The sequence below is a fragment of the Sulfurovum xiamenensis genome (assembly GCF_030347995.1).
Classification (GTDB): Bacteria; Campylobacterota; Campylobacteria; order Campylobacterales; family Sulfurovaceae; genus Sulfurovum; species Sulfurovum xiamenensis.
Map to the genome: position 1 here is coordinate 432,070 of NZ_JAQIBC010000002.1, position 16,722 is coordinate 448,791.

Annotated in this window: 18 protein-coding genes; 5 read left to right on the top strand and 13 right to left on the bottom strand. The window is 38.6% G+C overall.

The annotated features are described in order from the left end of the window. Positions 1-14: 14 nt before the first annotated feature. Complete coding sequence (locus PF327_RS05290) at positions 15-950, bottom strand: ribose-phosphate pyrophosphokinase (protein WP_248576856.1); 936 nt, start codon at positions 948-950, stop codon at positions 15-17. A 117-nt stretch (positions 951-1,067) separates the two neighbouring features. On the opposite strand from PF327_RS05290, the gene PF327_RS05295 reads away from it, so the two are divergent. The 4 genes from PF327_RS05295 to PF327_RS05310 all read left to right on the top strand — a co-directional run bounded on the left by PF327_RS05295 (position 1,068) and on the right by PF327_RS05310 (position 4,380). Beyond that, entirely contained in the window at positions 1,068-1,601 is a 534-nt protein-coding gene (locus PF327_RS05295; protein WP_008242379.1) for a DUF2062 domain-containing protein, read from the top strand. A gap of 69 nt (positions 1,602-1,670) precedes the next feature. Continuing rightward, the gene (locus PF327_RS05300) at positions 1,671-2,999 is read left to right on the top strand and encodes a C40 family peptidase (protein ID WP_289401596.1); all 1,329 of its coding nucleotides are present in this window, start codon (positions 1,671-1,673) and stop codon (positions 2,997-2,999) included. A gap of 24 nt (positions 3,000-3,023) precedes the next feature. Continuing rightward, positions 3,024-3,629 (top strand): 16S rRNA (guanine(966)-N(2))-methyltransferase RsmD, encoded by a 606-nt coding sequence (rsmD, locus tag PF327_RS05305; protein ID WP_008242375.1) that lies wholly within the window; start codon positions 3,024-3,026, stop codon positions 3,627-3,629. 1 nt (position 3,630) lies between these two features. After that, positions 3,631-4,380, top strand: a complete 750-nt coding sequence (locus PF327_RS05310) for an NYN domain-containing protein (RefSeq protein WP_008242373.1) — start codon at positions 3,631-3,633, stop codon at positions 4,378-4,380. Here the strand turns inward: PF327_RS05310 and PF327_RS05315 are convergent. The 3 genes from PF327_RS05315 to PF327_RS05325 all read right to left on the bottom strand — a co-directional run bounded on the left by PF327_RS05315 (position 4,377) and on the right by PF327_RS05325 (position 7,437). Continuing rightward, a complete protein-coding gene (locus tag PF327_RS05315; RefSeq protein WP_289401597.1) occupies positions 4,377-6,455 on the bottom strand; it encodes an ATP-dependent helicase in 2,079 nt (692 codons plus the stop codon). The two genes, PF327_RS05310 and PF327_RS05315, sit on opposite strands and share 4 nt — an antisense overlap. After that, a complete protein-coding gene (locus tag PF327_RS05320; protein WP_008242367.1) occupies positions 6,456-6,794 on the bottom strand; it encodes a hypothetical protein in 339 nt (112 codons plus the stop codon). Positions 6,795-6,879: 85 nt separating this feature from the next. Further along, positions 6,880-7,437: a hypothetical protein gene (locus tag PF327_RS05325; protein ID WP_008242364.1), complete on the bottom strand. Its 558-nt coding sequence runs from the start codon at positions 7,435-7,437 to the stop codon at positions 6,880-6,882. A 245-nt stretch (positions 7,438-7,682) separates the two neighbouring features. Here PF327_RS05325 and murA point away from each other — a divergent pair, with 245 nt between their 5' ends. Further along, the gene (murA, locus tag PF327_RS05330) at positions 7,683-8,951 is read left to right on the top strand and encodes a UDP-N-acetylglucosamine 1-carboxyvinyltransferase (protein WP_289401598.1); all 1,269 of its coding nucleotides are present in this window, start codon (positions 7,683-7,685) and stop codon (positions 8,949-8,951) included. Between the two features lie 5 nt (positions 8,952-8,956). Here murA and PF327_RS05335 read toward each other — a convergent pair whose 3' ends face one another. From PF327_RS05335 to folK, 9 genes are all read right to left on the bottom strand, one after another. Then, the gene (locus tag PF327_RS05335; RefSeq protein ID WP_289401599.1) at positions 8,957-9,238 is read right to left on the bottom strand and encodes a hypothetical protein; all 282 of its coding nucleotides are present in this window, start codon (positions 9,236-9,238) and stop codon (positions 8,957-8,959) included. Positions 9,239-9,250: 12 nt separating this feature from the next. Then, entirely contained in the window at positions 9,251-10,921 is a 1,671-nt protein-coding gene (locus PF327_RS05340) for a M30 family zinc metallopeptidase (protein WP_289401600.1), read from the bottom strand. A 117-nt stretch (positions 10,922-11,038) separates the two neighbouring features. After that, entirely contained in the window at positions 11,039-11,221 is a 183-nt protein-coding gene (locus tag PF327_RS05345; RefSeq protein ID WP_289401601.1) for a hypothetical protein, read from the bottom strand. Next, the gene (locus PF327_RS05350; protein WP_289401603.1) at positions 11,211-12,428 is read right to left on the bottom strand and encodes an OmpA family protein; all 1,218 of its coding nucleotides are present in this window, start codon (positions 12,426-12,428) and stop codon (positions 11,211-11,213) included. The genes PF327_RS05345 and PF327_RS05350 overlap by 11 nt, the downstream gene beginning before the upstream one ends. Before the next feature lie 4 nt (positions 12,429-12,432). Then, positions 12,433-13,539, bottom strand: a complete 1,107-nt coding sequence (locus PF327_RS05355) for a MotA/TolQ/ExbB proton channel family protein (protein ID WP_289401604.1) — start codon at positions 13,537-13,539, stop codon at positions 12,433-12,435. 126 nt (positions 13,540-13,665) lie between these two features. Beyond that, positions 13,666-14,685: a tRNA 2-thiouridine(34) synthase MnmA gene (gene mnmA, locus PF327_RS05360; RefSeq protein ID WP_008242343.1), complete on the bottom strand. Its 1,020-nt coding sequence runs from the start codon at positions 14,683-14,685 to the stop codon at positions 13,666-13,668. Position 14,686: 1 nt separating this feature from the next. After that, the gene (locus PF327_RS05365) at positions 14,687-15,157 is read right to left on the bottom strand and encodes a FliM/FliN family flagellar motor switch protein (protein WP_289401605.1); all 471 of its coding nucleotides are present in this window, start codon (positions 15,155-15,157) and stop codon (positions 14,687-14,689) included. Then, on the bottom strand, positions 15,147-16,235 hold the full coding sequence (locus PF327_RS05370; RefSeq protein ID WP_289401606.1) for a flagellar biosynthesis protein FlhF: 1,089 nt from the start codon (positions 16,233-16,235) through the stop codon (positions 15,147-15,149). The genes PF327_RS05365 and PF327_RS05370 overlap by 11 nt, the downstream gene beginning before the upstream one ends. Then, complete coding sequence (gene folK, locus PF327_RS05375; RefSeq protein ID WP_289401607.1) at positions 16,228-16,722, bottom strand: 2-amino-4-hydroxy-6-hydroxymethyldihydropteridine diphosphokinase; 495 nt, start codon at positions 16,720-16,722, stop codon at positions 16,228-16,230. The genes PF327_RS05370 and folK overlap by 8 nt, the downstream gene beginning before the upstream one ends.

The following is a 16,722-nucleotide window of genomic DNA, read 5'->3' on the forward strand; positions in this document are numbered from 1 at the left end:
TGTATTTTTACTTACTAGTTCGTTTCGAACAGAGAGTTTACACTCTCGTTATTATGTACTCTACGGATCACTTCACCCAGCATAGAAGCTGTTGAAAGCATTTTGATCTTCTTGGACGGTTTTGCCATAGGGATCGTATTGGCAACTACTAGTTCATCAAGATCCCCCTCTTCGATACGCTCATAGGCAGGTCCTGAAAGTACAGGGTGGGTACAACATGCCATGACCGAAGTAGCACCGAGTTTTTTAAGTGCAGATGCGGCTTTCACCATCGTTCCAGCAGTATCGACCATATCATCAATGAGGATCACATCTTTACCTTCTACATTACCAATGATATTCATCACTTCACTCTCATTGGCTTTTTCACGTCTCTTATCAACGATCACCATATCCAGACCTAGTTTATTGGCAAAGTATCTTGCTCTTGCCACACCACCTATATCAGGAGAAGCGATGACAGGGTTTTCAAAATTTTTGGCTCTAATATAGTCCATAAACAAAATAGCACCGTACAAATTGTCTACAGGGATATCAAAAAATCCTTGTATCTGAGAAGCATGAAGATCCACAGTAACCATACGAGTGATACCCGAGGTCTCCATAAGGTTTGCTACAAGCTTTGCAGAGATAGGTACTCTTGGCGCAGCTTTTCTGTCTTGTCTTGCATAACCGTAATAAGGTACAACAGCCGTAATAGACTTTGCAGAAGAACGCTTCAGTGCATCTGTCATAATAAGAAGTTCCATCAAATTACTGTTCGCAGGTGCAGAGGTAGGCTGGATGATAAATACATCTTTACCACGGACACTTTCTGCGATCTGTACAGATATCTCACCATCAGAAAAACGGTTAATATTTGCCTTGGAAAGAGGCATTTCCAGGTAAGCTGCTATCTCTTCAGCAAGTTCAGGGTTTGATGTTCCGGAAAAAATCATATATCCACTCATAATTGTACCTTTGTGACTATTTTATTACGCGTATTTTACACAAAAGTTGATAAAAAGGTGATTTAAAGCTCCCGGGTATTACACTAAGCCAGATACTAATTGGAACTATAGATATAAATGATACGAAAAGTTTTTAAAAAAAAGCCTTCTGGCAGCAATAAAATAGATGCATTCTTAGAAAAATACAATTTACCCAAAGCTTATTTTGCTGTAAACAGACGGATGGTGACCAGAGGTGTAGCTGTAGGACTTTTTTGGGGCTTTATCCCTATGCCGATGCAAATGCTTGCTGTCATGGCTACCACACCTTTTATCCGATTTAATGTGCCCATAGCGATCTCCATGGTTTGGCTAAGCAATCCTTTTACCATGCCTCCTATGTATTATATGGAGTACCTGACGGGGAACTTTATCCTGGGGCGTGAAGGTCTTGAAGATATAGAATTGACCATGTCATGGTTCAGTGAACATTTTGATGATATACTGGTGCCACTCTATGTGGGGACCGCATTCTACTCCGTCATTGTTACAGGTATTATCTATGTGGTACTTAACAGGCTCTGGGTGAAATCCGTACATACGGAAAACAAAGAGCGAAAACAAAAAAGACGTAAAAGAAACAGTAAAAAATCTCATCCTCCAGAAGACTAACTTTTGAACACAGATATAAACCAACCATTAACCAAACTATCATATGATTAAACAAAAAAGAAAGAAAAAATGTATCGAAAACTAACCCTCCTCTTCCTTCTTCTTGGTTCTTTTTCCAGCTTACATGCTGAGTATGTACTCAAAGAGAGTAAACGGATAAAAAGCAGAATAGACCGTATGCCTAAAAACAGAGTGGCAGATATGAAGCAGATCCCTCAGGATCCTGCATATTATGCGGATCAGATCAAACCTTTTTCCAAAAGTAAACAAAAAGAGTTCGATGACAAATTTAACGAAAAATACTTCGAACCATGGAGTTTAAGTGCATTGGATATCCCTGAAAAAGACTTTGGCTGGGAGATCAGATTTATCACAAAAAAGCCCATCTATAAAGCCAAAGGGGCCATTATACCGGCTAGAGTGTATAACAAATGGATAGAAAATGCTGATTATGAACATATTAATACTAAAAAATATAAAGCCATTACTATACGTCGCACAAATGTCAAAGCGCTTCCTACAACATCTTCTTTCTTTAGAGACCCTAAAAAAACCGGTGAAGGATTTCCTTTTGACTATAATCAAAATTCTGCACTGCACATTAATGTTCCCCTTTACATCTCCCATTTTTCCAAGGATAAACGTTGGGCTTTTGTAAGGGCATCCTACGCCTTTGGTTGGGTCAAAACATCTGACCTGGCACTGGTAAGTGCTGATTTCATCAAAACGTTTAAAAATGATACGTATGCCATGGTTATCAAAGACAATCTCCGTCTTTATAACGGCTCTAAAGATATCTCTATCGTGAAACTGGGTGCACTCTTTCCCATCTCTGAAGACCAAAAGTATCTAGTGGCTTCACGTGATGACAAAGGCAGAGCCCATATTGAAAAGGTCAAAGTAAATAATCCGTCTCTCATCGCAAAGAAGCCGCTCCCTTTCACTGCCAAGAACGTAGGAATGCTGGCCAAAGAGTTGTATGGTGAACCATATGGATGGGGTGGAAGTTATGAGTGTCGCGATTGTTCTGCAACCACCAGAGACTTTTTAGGAGCATTTGGTATCTTCTTACGTCGAAACTCCAGTAAACAGGCTGAAGATGGAGAGAGTATCTCCATCAAAGGTCTTGCAAAAATGACAAAAAAGCAGAAGATCATCAAAGATGCTGAGCCTTTTAGATCCCTGCTCTATGTCCCTGGACATGTCGTACTCTATCTGGGTGAATATAAAGGCGAGCCTGTTATTATGCATACGTACTGGGGTATACGTAAGAAGGACTTGACTAAACTCATCACTGCCCGTACTATCATTACCAGTACTGAACCAGGGAAAGAGCGTGCCGATATCAAAGAAGAGAGTAAGTTGATCAATACGCTTCAGACCATAGTCAATTTTTAACGCATATTTGGATACACTCATACCATGAGATCAAAAGAGAAAATCAAAATATTTACCACCACCATCACTGCCGGTACACATAAAGGCAAAAAAATAGAGATACCAGATATCTTTACAACGCGAAGCTCAAAAGGTATCTTAAAAGAATCCCTTTTTAATACCTTACAATTTGATATTATTGACAAGAACTTTGTTGAAGTCTTTGCAGGTTCAGGCTCCATAGGGCTGGAAGCATTAAGCCGTGGTGCAGGACAATGTTATTTTATGGAGTACAACAGAACAGCTTTTCGGTGTCTGGAAGGCAATGTAAAACGTGTCGATCCATCTAAGTGTCATCTTTTCTACGGTGACAGTTTTGAAAAGTTCTCCACTGTCTATGATATCGTCAAACAAAGCAAAGAAAAGACCTATTTTTACTTTGATCCTCCCTTTTCTACCCGTGATGGCATGGATGACATCTATGATAAAACGATTGCACTCATAGAAGGTATTGAACCTGAAGTGGCTGAAATGGTCATTGTAGAGCATATGACAAGCCTGGATATGCCAGAGAAGATAGGTGCATTGGAGTTGATGAAACGTAAAAAGTTTGGCAGAAGCACTATGACCTATTACAAACCAAAGGAGTGACATGGCAAAAAGTAAAACTGAAGACCACATCGCATTGTTTATAGACTGTGATAATATCTCACACCGTTCCATAGAAGGTATTATCAATGAGCTGAGTAAATACGGGGTCGTAAACATTCGTCAAGCCTATGGTAACTGGACAAAAGACAATCTTAAAAACTGGGAAGACAAACTGTTGGAATTTGCTATTAAACCTATACAACAGTTTGACTACTCTAAAAACAAGAATGCCACCGATATTCTCATGACGATAGATGCCATAGATCTGCTTCACACCAAAGACATTGATGCTTTTGCATTTGCTACGAGTGACTCTGACTTTACACCTGTGGTCATGCGTGTACAAGCTGAAGGTATCAGGGTCTATGGATTTGGTGAAAAAAAGACACCCAAACCTTTTATGGCCGCATGTTCACAATTCATCTTTACTGAAAAGCTTATGACAAACATAACCCATAGTACCGAGAGTGTTGATACTATACAGGCCCCTGTACGTCAATCTGGTAAAGAGATGAGGCAAGATACCTGGCTGGTCAATGTACTAAGAACAGCAGTTGAACAGACCATGGATGAGGATGGATGGGCAAATCTTGCTGATATAGGCCAATATATTAATAATTCTACTTCCTTTTCACCTATCAACTTCGGATACAAAAAACTAAGCAATCTGATAGATGAGATCGACCTGTTTGATATCTATGTCGATGAAGGTACTAAACAGATGAGTATCAGAGATAAAAGGTACCACTAAACCGTAGGTTCTTTCGTCTCTTTCTTCTCTTTTTTATCTTTGGTCTCAGGTTCTACAAATTCCCCTTTGATCAACCCTGCTTCATGGAGAAACTGTGAAGGTTTGTAGTCTATTTTTTTCACTCTGTCAAATTTTGCCAAAGAGAGATACAGTCTGTCTTTAGCACGTGTTACCGCAACATAAAACAACCGGCGTTCCTCTTCGATACTTGACATCATCTTCCTGTTCGGGAATCTTCCATCTACCAGGTCAATGACATAGACTTCCGGAAACTCCAGTCCTTTACTTGCATGGACGGTCAGTAGATTGATCCCCTCACCTTCGCTGAGTTCATTTCCACCCAGTACCATGGCATTCACAAAACGTGCCAACTCATTGTATTGTCGTGAAAGGTCCAGCAGAAGATGTGCTTTTCTCTGTATACGTTCTTTCGCCTGTTTCTTTTTTTCTTCATCGACTTCACCAGATTTGAGTCGTCCTCTTTGTGTTGCCAGGAGCTCTATGATCCCTGCATAAAGTTTCGAAGCGACAATGTTCTTTAAAATATCAGAGGGTTTCTCTAGCTGATGTATAGACTTCATCAGCATATAAAAATCTTTGAAAAATGCCATACCGTCATTCGTGAGTTTTGCATGTTTAAGCAACGGATGGTTATAAAGAGCACTATCTAGATCCATATGTTTAAACCTTGCAGCAGATCCTATCTCCTGGTCATCATCGAAAAGTCCCAGCTGAACATTTTTGTTGGGGTTCAGCTTCGGCAGATCATGCACCTTTGGATATAGTACTCCCTGCATGAAATTTCCCTGCCCAAAATGTAAAAAAGACTGGAAAAACTCTTTGGAGAGTGCCGATCCCACACCTCTTGCATACTCAAACACATGAATAAATGCCATCATATCTTTCGGATTGACCAGCAGTGCCAAAAGGTCCAGTAAAAACTTTATCTCTTTGGTATCAAAAAAACTTGTCCCGCCTTTACGCTTACACGGGATACCATATTCACGCAGACTTGCTTCCACTCCATCGGCTGAAGAGTTGTTCCTGAAAATAACAGCTATCTGGTCATTAGGTACATGGGTACGTTTAATACCCTCTGCTATGGACTGGTACTGTTCAAAAAGATCATTATACATCAAGAGTTTAGGCGGATAACTCTTCACATCACGTCCTACTTCCAGTGTTTTGGGATAGATCCGTTCATTACGTTCTATCACACGATTTGCCAAAGAGAGTATAGGTGCAGTCGAACGATAGTTTGTTTTCAATGTAAAGACCTTGGCATCTTTATAACGTTCTGAATAGGTTGCAATATTCTCAATATTCGCCCCATTGAATGCATAGATACTCTGATCATAATCCCCAACACAAAAAAGAGATTTGGGTTTCAGTACATCGATAAGAGCACTTTGAAGTGTATTGGTATCCTGATACTCATCCACCAGTACCTCTTCAAAAGCTATCCTGTGCTCTTCCAAATGTCTCTTCATACGTAACAGAAGGTCATTAAAAGAAGCAAACCCGTAGTCTATCTTCTCTTTTTCAAACTCTTGAGTGATATCCATATAGATATCCATAACAGCTTCATGTTCAGGGTATTTCTCCAAAAACCATGTATCAAAGCCGTCTAGAGATGCATTTTGATACAAAGAGTACATCTCATAGAGGTAGGTGGCTGAAAATGGCTGCATACTTAGGTTCATGCGTTCAAAATTACGTTTTTCATAGATACTTCTAAAAAGTGTTTTAAGCTCGGAAGGCTGTTTCAGTGCCAAATTTGGATAGATCTCTTTGAGCCAACGATACGAGACGGCATGGAATGTTCCCGATTCGATCTTCGATACGATTTTTTTAGGAAAATAGCGTTCAAGCCGTGCGATCATCTCTCCTGCAGCTTTATTGGTAAAGGTTAAAAGCAATATCTTGGAAGGTTCAGTACCCTGATGTAAAAGATGTGCGATACGTCCAACGATGGTGGAGGTTTTTCCTGTACCTGCACTGGCAATGATAAGATTGTGTCCTAGAGGTGCCGTAGCAGCACTAAGCTGCTCGTTATTAAGAGAGGATAAAGGCAATTATTTCTGACCGATGATGTAGTACGTATTTTTATTGTCTACCTGTTTGAGTTCCAGTTTGTATTTATCTGCCCAATGTTTTACCAGTTCTGTAAATGCAGAAAGGTTATCTGCACTACTGTCTTCATCACATTTGATCTTTAAATGATCTTCCGAGTTGGACATAGCGATAAAACCTTTTTCAACAGCCAAAGCATCATTAAATGAAGGAATATGCTGTGAAAACTTATCAAAGTTCTTTGTATTACTGATAATATCATTGATCTGTTTGAGTGTTTGTTCCGTTTTTGTATAACCAAGTTGTGCCAAAAGTGCTTCAGGTGTAAGATCGAGATGCATAACAATCCTATGTAGTAAAATTATAAGTTGATTGTAGCAAATTTTTGATTAGCGAAGCGTTAGAAAAATTAAATTTTCCTAACTTTTAAAAGAGCGTATCAGATGGTACTTCAACACGTGATATGAGATCTTTATAATGCTCCACATTTTGAAAGGCTTTTTCATAACGCCATCGCAAAACAAACTCAATGATCTCATTTTTACGTTTATTCTCTAAGGTCTCCGCTTTACCGAAATATCCTAAAGAGATATTTTTCGCTTTCTTTTTACCATACTTATCCGGCTCATAAGTAATAGCGATCACCTGGATATATTTACCCTCACGTACTTCACCAAAATCATCTTCTTTTAAACCGATACCAGAGAGGTTCATCGCTTTATACATAAAGACCTTATCAAAGTCTGGAGACTTCTCAAATATTTTAAGTTTTTCATAAAGCTCTTTGACCCGTACAATATTCTCTTCACGAACATTGTCACAGTTCTCACCTGCTTTACTAACAGCTTTTACCCGTGGTTTTTTTTGAGTTTTTGGCACTTCTTTTTGCTCAGTCGATACAAGCGAAGACTTTTTTTCTTTTTCTTCGATTTTATCTTCCAAGCGACTCGTAAGCGCTTTTAATTTATCTAAACTACTCGACATTCTTTTCCCTTAAAATGTGGGCTTATAGCCCTTTTTGAGTATATATTATTAAATATAGTACAGAAGTTCTCGTTATAGTTAGATTAAATAATAGTGAATAATATTAATTTTTCTATTTTTTAATGTAAAAAGAAAAACATTGTGTAATATTGGCTATTATTACAGTGCTGACCCCCTCTATCCATTGGTCACTTCTAATCGAGATTTAGGTAAAATCTTTCAAATATAATTTGAGGATATGATGGATGGATTATTTAGAGATAGTAGGTGGTAGAAAATTAAGTGGAAATGTGACGATCAGTGGTGCTAAAAATGCTGCGCTTCCTATCATCGCTGCGACTATACTCAGTGACAAAGAGGTCATATTAACAAACCTTCCTAATGTAGTAGATATCCGAACGCTCCTTAAACTTCTGACGATGCTTGGAGGTAACGTTGAACATGATAATACCGTAGCACATATCAACAATGCCAGCATCAACTCTACCAAAGCAGTCTATGAAATCGTTTCTCAAATGAGAGCATCCATTTTGGTTTTGGGTCCTCTACTTGCAAGATTTGGTGAATGTGAAGTGAGTCTACCTGGTGGTTGTGCAATTGGACAGCGTCCTATAGACCTTCATCTTCAGGCATTGGAAGAGATGGGTGCACATATAGAGATCAAAGGCGGATATGTTCGTGCTGAAGCACCTAATGGCCTTCAAGGTGCAAAGATCATTTTTGACAAGATCACAGTAGGCGGTACAGAAAATATCGTGATGGCTGCTGCATTGGCTAGAGGAACTACCACTATCATTAATGCGGCAAAAGAACCAGAAGTGGTACAACTCTGTGAAATGATACGTGATGCAGGTGTAAAGATAGAAGGTATCGGCACGGATGAGCTTATTATAGAGGGTACAGATAGACAGCCTCTTACATTTAAAACGGTGGAGATTATTCCAGACCGTATAGAGGCAGGAACCTACCTTTGTGCGGCGGCTATCACACATTCAAGTATTACCCTTCATAACGTCAACCATAAACACATACGCGCATCTATAGACAAACTGGAACATATGGGGTGTACGTTCGATCTGGGTGATGAGAGTATCACTATCCACCCTGCTTCAACCCTCAAGCCTGTCAATCTTATCACGATTGAATATCCAGGCTTCCCTACAGACATGCAAGCGCAATTCATGGCACTTGCAGTCATGGCTGAAGGTGAAAGCCTTATAGAAGAGCGTCTCTTTGAAAACCGTTTTATGCATGTCAGTGAACTGAACCGTCTGGGAGCAGATATCTGGCTCAAAGGGAGTACTGCAGCAGTGAAAGGTGTGGATAAGCTCTATGGTGCAGATGTCATGGCAACAGATCTCAGAGCCTCTTCCGCACTTGTTCTAGCTGCGCTTGTTGCAGAGGGTACGACAAATGTAAGACGTATCTATCACCTAGACCGCGGATATGATAACCTGGAAGGGAAACTTGCTGCACTGGGAGCAAATATCGTGAGAAAGAAAGAGAGTAAGTAGAAGGTCTATTGGACCTCTACAACTTCTATCACTGCCGGAAAACCAGGGCCTATCGCTTCTTTGATAAGCACTGCTTTGACTTTAATAGTTTGATTTTGTTTTTTCATCAGGTCAAACTTGGCTTGATTTTGTATCTTGTAAGAGGTTTGGGTTTTCGTGTCTTTAATACTTACATACGTATGCGGTGAAGAGCCTTTCATCGCTACCCTTCCCTCAAGCTCCATCACATTATCGTGTGCACATCCTGTAAATCCTAGGAAAGTTAATATCATAATTAGTTTTTTCATTTATATTTCTCTCTATTTGGCTATTAACGTTGCTTCAGTTTGACCATTTAGCTCTAAACTGACAGTAATATCACCTGTTACATTATCACCTATTTTATAGTAGTAATTCCCGTTAGACTTGACAGTACCACTTGTTGTATATATGATCGGTGGTGGATTATAGTTAAATAAGTTTATAGAGTTCATCTGATATATTGTACTGCCATACACATCCTCAAATAACGTACCGATATTATATTCTGGTGTATCCACTAAATTATCATGGTCTGAAAGCATCACAGCAATCCCCCATTCACTCAGTAGGTTTGCAAACGTTTTACCTAAACCATTAGAAGATTGATTGACAGCATATACGACTGCCTGTTGATCGTCAAAACTATTATGCATAATATCATGAAGCACTTGTGCCCCTCCATAATTTCTAAGGAGATAGGCTCCATATACATTGACTTTAGAATAGTCTGCCAAGATACCATTCCATGTTGTTAGTGAAAGGGTATTATTTTCATTAAAAGTCGGATATCTTCCCTCAACACTATGTCCGATTTTAGTACCAATAATATCTTCTGTACTTTCAGAAAGCATTTCATTGATCCAAGTATCTGTATTGTCATTAATAGTTGCATAACGTAAAATATTTTTTTGATAATAGTGGATCATATGCTGAAATTCATGAGCCAGTGTTGAAACCATCTCCTTAGGCCAATAATCATCAATACTCCACGTTGTATTACCATTGGCAAACATCACAGAATCTATATAGAACATTACTCTTTCATTCGACCCACTCACTACACTTTTATCAAAATTGTCTTTTGCCCAAAAGAACCCAACAACCCTTCCTTCTCCAGAAGCTGGTAGTCCATCATCATCTATATCTGTCAGTAAGATAGTGATCTCATCATTGGCCGGAATAAGATAACTGTATTTCTCTTCTGCATTACTTCCCCACTCTTCTCCATAAATATTGGTTACCCAATCATAGATGTCGTTATCCGAAGCACTCTTCAAAAAAGTATCTGCCAAAGCATTTACCATATCTTGCGTCACACATTTAGCTTTTGCACATCCCACACCATAACTGTCATCTGATACCCATATATTGAGTGTTTTATTTCCAAAATCAGTGCTTACAGGTAAAGTTGAGACATATCTAGCAGTTGCTGCAGTAGGATCCGATGTATCGGAACTACGATAAAATATACCTGTACTCGTACCTGCAATATCTTCCATTCTCTCCGGTACAGCGATCGTTTTAGCTTGAAACTGATTTTCTTCTGCTTTAGAAAGCAATGTACCTATTTGAGCATTGAAGTCCTCAACATATTGAGGGTGAAGAAGAATGCGAGGCTTTTCTTTAACATCTGTAGAAAAAACAGTTTTAGCCTGGGGTACTACAATAACTTTCGGGTTATGTGTAATCGTTGGAGTATAAGAAGTAGTTGCACTATTGCTTAGTACCAGATAAAGATCTCTCGTCAAAGTTCCCAACGAAACCTTGGCATTGATTGTATTTGTAGTCCCTAGACTTTCAACCTGATAGTCACCAGTAATAGTAACGTTTACATCTATATTGGTTGGCGGTATTACAGGATCAGTACTTGTTGATCCACCTCCACCCCCACAGCCGGAAAGTGTTATTCCCACAACCACCAATAATGCTGAAAAACGATTGAATTGCATTTTATTATTCCTCTGTTCGCTCGGTCAAATATTGACATTATATTATTAGTATAACATACTATACGAAACTTGTATGAAATCTATATGAAATTTGAGGCAAAGATAAAAATCTTGAGTTTATTTAGAGAGCTCATCAGGTAATTCAAAAGGGTTTCGTTTAAATAAGTCTAAAAACTTTTTCCATAGAGACTTTGTTACGATTTCTTCTTCCTGCTCTTGAGGTCGTTTGAAATCTGAGAGGATCTTGTCTAATTCAGCATTTGCCTCTTTTAAATGTACAGGCTCAAAATCACTGCGCATCTAATACCTTTTCTATCTCATGCATCGCGTCTTCATTTTTGAGTCTAAATTTGATCTCTATACGTCTCGATGCTTCTTTATCTTCAACACCATCAACCATGATAGCATCCTGATAGGCTCTACCTGAGGCGATCATAAGCGGTTGAATGTTATGCTTTTTCGTGAACTCCAACGTCAGCAGATACTCCATCACAGCCAGTGCACGTTTTTGCGAAAGATTCAAATTATAGATGTATGAGCCCACACTGTCAGTATGTCCTTCAATGATGATTTTATCGAGGTGAGACTTGATACTTGGATTCGTGACCAAAGTACCGATGTACTCTTCAAATGCTTTCTTTAGCTCTACTTTTGCTTCTGGCTTTAGCGTTGCTTCTCCGCTTCCGAACAGTATATTGGAAGCCAGTCTGAGTGACCCTGTCTTTTTATCTATATCAATCTTGTCACCCAATGCCTCTTTTAGTGCGGCCACAACTTTGAGCTTGATACCTGTCAGTGATTTGATCTTTGCCTTTTGTGCCTGAAGCTTTGCCACCAGTTCATCATACTTTGTTTTTCTTTCATCTATGGCATTCAGAAGCGTTAAGAGTTTTTCATCTTTTATTTTTACACTATTCTTCATCTCATTCAACTCGTTAGAGAGAATCACTACTTTACCTTCATACTCTTCTAAACTTTTTGTCGTTTTATCTAATGCATTTTTGTTTTCATCTAGCAGATTTTGAACGATAACGATTTTATTACTAAGCATATCCTGTTTGGCATTCGCTTCAAGTAACTGTTTATTCAGCTTTTTTATTTCAGATATCTGAAGCTTGAAGATTCTTTCATTTTCAGCCAATCGTAGTTGGTCTTTTGCAATACGTGCATTTTGAAGCTGTAGTTGTTTTTCCGCTTCAGTCAATTTGATCGTATCTTCGGCAATACGTGCATTTCGCAGTGTCAACAGTCTCTCTTTTTCAGCTAAAAGTGCTTGACTTTCTGCCAAAGATTTATTCAACTTTGTCAATGTATACTCTTTCACGTCAAGTGTCTCAGAGAGTTTTGAAAGAGTCTCTTCTTTGGTATGCAGATCTGCTTTCAATATGACAGATTTTGATACGATCGCACCGATCAGTAAAATGAAAACAAAAAGCAAACCTGCCATCAGGTCTGCATAGGATATCCAGAAATTGCTTTCTGCATTCGTCTGGTCGTTTCTAAACATTTTTTTACTTTTTTTGCTGTTTTAATGTAGCTATATTTTCAAGTATCTGTTCATTCTGTTCAGAGATGATACGTCCAAATTCTGAAAGCTTTTCAACAGCCTGTCCAAGTTCTTCATCTATCTTTTCAAACGTATGGTCCACTGAACCGTCAAAACGTTCCATAGATTTTTGAAGGTTTTGAGCATTTTCATTGAATCCTTCAATATTTTTTTCCATCGCATCAACGGCATCCACACTTGCTTGTCTGTGCTGAATATTCTCAAGTGTATCACGTAATTCTGAAGCAGCTTCCTGCATATGTACGGTCAGCTTTGTAAAACTGTTTGTTGTATCATGTACGATCGTTGTAAAATTTTTAAGATACTGATCATTCAACTCTTTAATAAAATCCATATTGAATGTCTCTTTCAGTGTCTGAACGATCTGTTGGTCTTTAAGCTCACTCTGCATATGTTCATGTTTGATCAATTCAGATCTTTTCCATACACGCTGTCCATAGAGTTTTTCCAGATCAAAGACCTGTTTGTCTACTTTTGCGATACCCCTTTTTTCAAAGTAGGTCCAGATAAGTGAGAGCATAATACCGTAGATCGATGCATAAAATGCCGTACCGATACCCGAAAGGAGGATAGAGATCTCACGGTCAAGTGCACTAAGATCTTTCACTGTAAAATCAGGCATCGACAAGGCTATAGCGACAAATGTACCCAAGATACCCAACATAGGAAAGACTGAAGGTGCCACACGTGCAAAATTGTCATTACGGATATCCGCATAATACTCAGTGATAAACTCTTTGATATGTAAAGTAGATTTGGTCTTACCCATGATTGTTAATGCATTTTCACGTAAGGCTGCCTGTAGGTTCTCTTCCATATTAGCAAAAGAGCCTTTCATATGACACACTGCGTAATTTGCATTATGTCTTACAAAAGTGACAAATACCACAAATATAAATGCTACGATACCCAAGGTATGCGTCTCTACATTCACAGGGAAGATACCCAAATATGCAAGTATCAATCCTAACAAAAAAAGAAAAGGTATCAATAATATGATAAAAAAGTTTGAACTACATGAAGCTGATTTTTTTCTGTCAAATTGTTGCATAAAGCATCCTACTTAAAGTGAATTAATCCATTATATCCAAAATGTTTAAATGAAAATATAGAAGATTTTATATTAATATTCCTTAATATAAAGGTAATGATATTCTACATCACTTCATCTTAATGTTTAACAGATGACTCCGCCGCCGATCAACTTGTCTGCTTCATAAAATGCAGCGATCTGTCCTTTTGCCAACCCAAAGACAGGCTCTTCCAACGTTACTCTGGCTTTTCCATCGTTGATGCTCACATGACATGGTACTGCAGTGGTACGATAACGGACTTTTACCATACAATCGAACTCAGTAAGATCCTTAAAAAGGTTGATCTGTTTGACTTCAAACTCATGCTCTTCAAGTTTCTCTTTGGTGCCTACAACGATCTGATTCGTTTCAGGTTTAATATCAAGTACAAAGTGCGGATCATGTGCGCCATCAACAAAGAAACCTCTACGCTTTCCTATCGTGTAATGCATGTATCCTTTGTGTGTACCGACTACGTTTCCTTCGGTATCTACTGTTTCACCAGGCATATCAATATCCATATGCTTTGCCAAGACTTCATCGTAGGTGTTTTCCACAAAACAGATCTCAGAACTCTCTCTTTGTGTGGCAAAGTCTTTCAGCACTTCTATGTTGGCTGCATAGGCTTTAACATCTTTTTTCACCCATGTACCCAATGGGAAAAGCAATCTAGGCAGAACCTCTTTTTTTACTTCACAAAGGAAATAACTCTGGTCTTTGTTCGGATCATCTGCTGCATAGATGAACTCACCGTCACATTTGATGTAGTGCCCTGTCGCGACATGATCTGCACCGATACTGTCCGCAAACTCCACCATCTTTCCAAACTTGATGGTACGGTTACACATGACACAGGGATTTGGAGTCAGTCCCTGTTTATAACTATCTACAAAATAGTTGTAAACCTGCTTATCAAACTCTTCACTCAGATCAAGGAAGTGTACCTTTACACCCAGGTACTCACCTACTCTTTGTGCTTTGGCAAAATTCTCTTCATGATACCCAGGTTTCTGATGGAGTTTCATATAGACACCCTCAACTTCATATCCCTCTTTTTGCAAGAGTATCGATGTCACCGTTGAGTCTACACCTCCACTCATACCGACTAATACTTTCTTTTTCATATCAATTCACTTTCTTTATTTGTATTGCTATCTCTTCATCTACATTGACCAAAGAGCCCTCTGCGATTATTTTACCCTCTGATACAAGCGTTACTTTTTCTAGATCTAGATGTGTGATATCTATCGTAGATCCTATTTCCAACGCTTTGCTTTGCACACTACCAAAAGAGATCTTTAGCATTTTATATTTTTTACTATCAGGATGTTTTATCGTATCTTCAACGATATGAACAATTTCTGATCCATACGTATTGTGCATAGGTTTGAGCCGTATTTTAGCACAGATAGTTTCACCATTCATTAATAACAGTTGTAATCTGTCAAAGCCTGTAAGCAGTATATCATTCAGACTGAGTTTTTTAAACTTGCTACTTCGTACCATAACAAGTGGCAAGGTAAGTTCATATGTCGGATAAGTTATATGCTTTTGCATCATCTTCGCTAAACGAAGAGCCTGCGTTTCATGCTTCATCCAAGTCTCCGATAAACTGCTCTAAAAGATACTCTTTTGAAGCAACCATAAGATCATCCGGTACCTCTTGACCTGTCGAGAAATAGCTCATAGGTAATTTGTATAATAGCATAAAATTCAACAACGTTCCAAAATGCTTTGTCTCATCAAATTTACTGATCATCACAGAATCTATATCCAGGAATGAGAAGTTATTATAAATATCATCCATATCTTCATATTTTACCGTCGCAGAGAAAACAAGACTGACCTCCAGTTTTCTAGGGATATCCGTCTGAACAAACTCAACCGTTTTAATAAGTTTTTTCGTATCATAAGGCGACATACCCGCTGTGTCTACCAAGATAACATCATAATCACGCAAAGCTTCTAACCCTGCAGCAAAACCTTCTACACTCTCTACAGTAATATGCTCAAGTTGCATAATATCCGCATAGTGTGCCAGTTGTTCAAAGGCACCTACTTTATAACTGTCAAGATTAAGAAGCGCTACTTTATAAGGTTTATCCATCAGATAGGCATAACGAGCAGCCAGTTTAGCGATAGTTGTTGTTTTCCCTACACCCGTTGGACCTACAAGCATCATGATCTTAGGCTCGTCCAGTGTCTCTTCATGTACTTTCAAACTTTCATCTATCTCTTCAAGCAAATAAGAAACAAGTAGTGTTGCATCACCCAGTATAGTACTTCCCATTAAGGACGCTAAAATATCATCCAGCCAAACTTTTGCAATGCCTTTTTTCATAAAAAGTTTTTTTACTTTTTGTACGACACTTTCATCTTCTGGATCTAGCATATCTTCTTTCATTAAAGAGAGTTGTTTTTTCAGTTCACCCAGTTCTGCCAACAGTGTTTCCTCTTCATCTTTTTCAGAAGCATGATCCCCAGTAGAAATTTTGCCAAAAGACTTTTCCATAAAGAGATCTTTAGGTACAGCAATACATACTTCAGAACGTAATTTGCCATCTTCATATTTGATCTGTTTTGCTGAAATGAGTTCAACACTCTCTCCGTATTTCTCTACGGCTTGCTCGTATGCACTTTTTGGATCAGAAGCTACAAATGTTTCATTAACCATTATTGTTATACCCTTTCATCATTGATAATGGGATCAATACTGACGCTCGTTCTTTCCAACCCGGATGTGGGAGTGTCAAATCTTTTGTTTCCATTTTCACATTTTCATAAAATATAATATCTATATCTAATGTTCTGGGGCCATCTTTAAAAAGTCGTTTACGCCCAAATACCTTTTCCACACGCAGCACGTACCGCAGTAACGCTTTAGGGCTTAGAAATGTCTCAATAAGCAGTAAAGAGTTATAAAAATCTCCCTGCTCTGTATACCCAAAGGGAGGATTTTTTACGATAGGTGCCGTCTCTATGATCCGTAGCAGTGAGGATCTTTGAAGGTAGTAAAAAAGATGTTCAAAGCGACGTACAACATCACCAATATTCCCACCGATCCCCAATAAAGCCCTATAGCCACTATGACTTGACAGAATACAAGGAAACTCTTTTGTTCTGATTAGAGTGTTACTTGCATCTATTTTCTTTCTTATCAT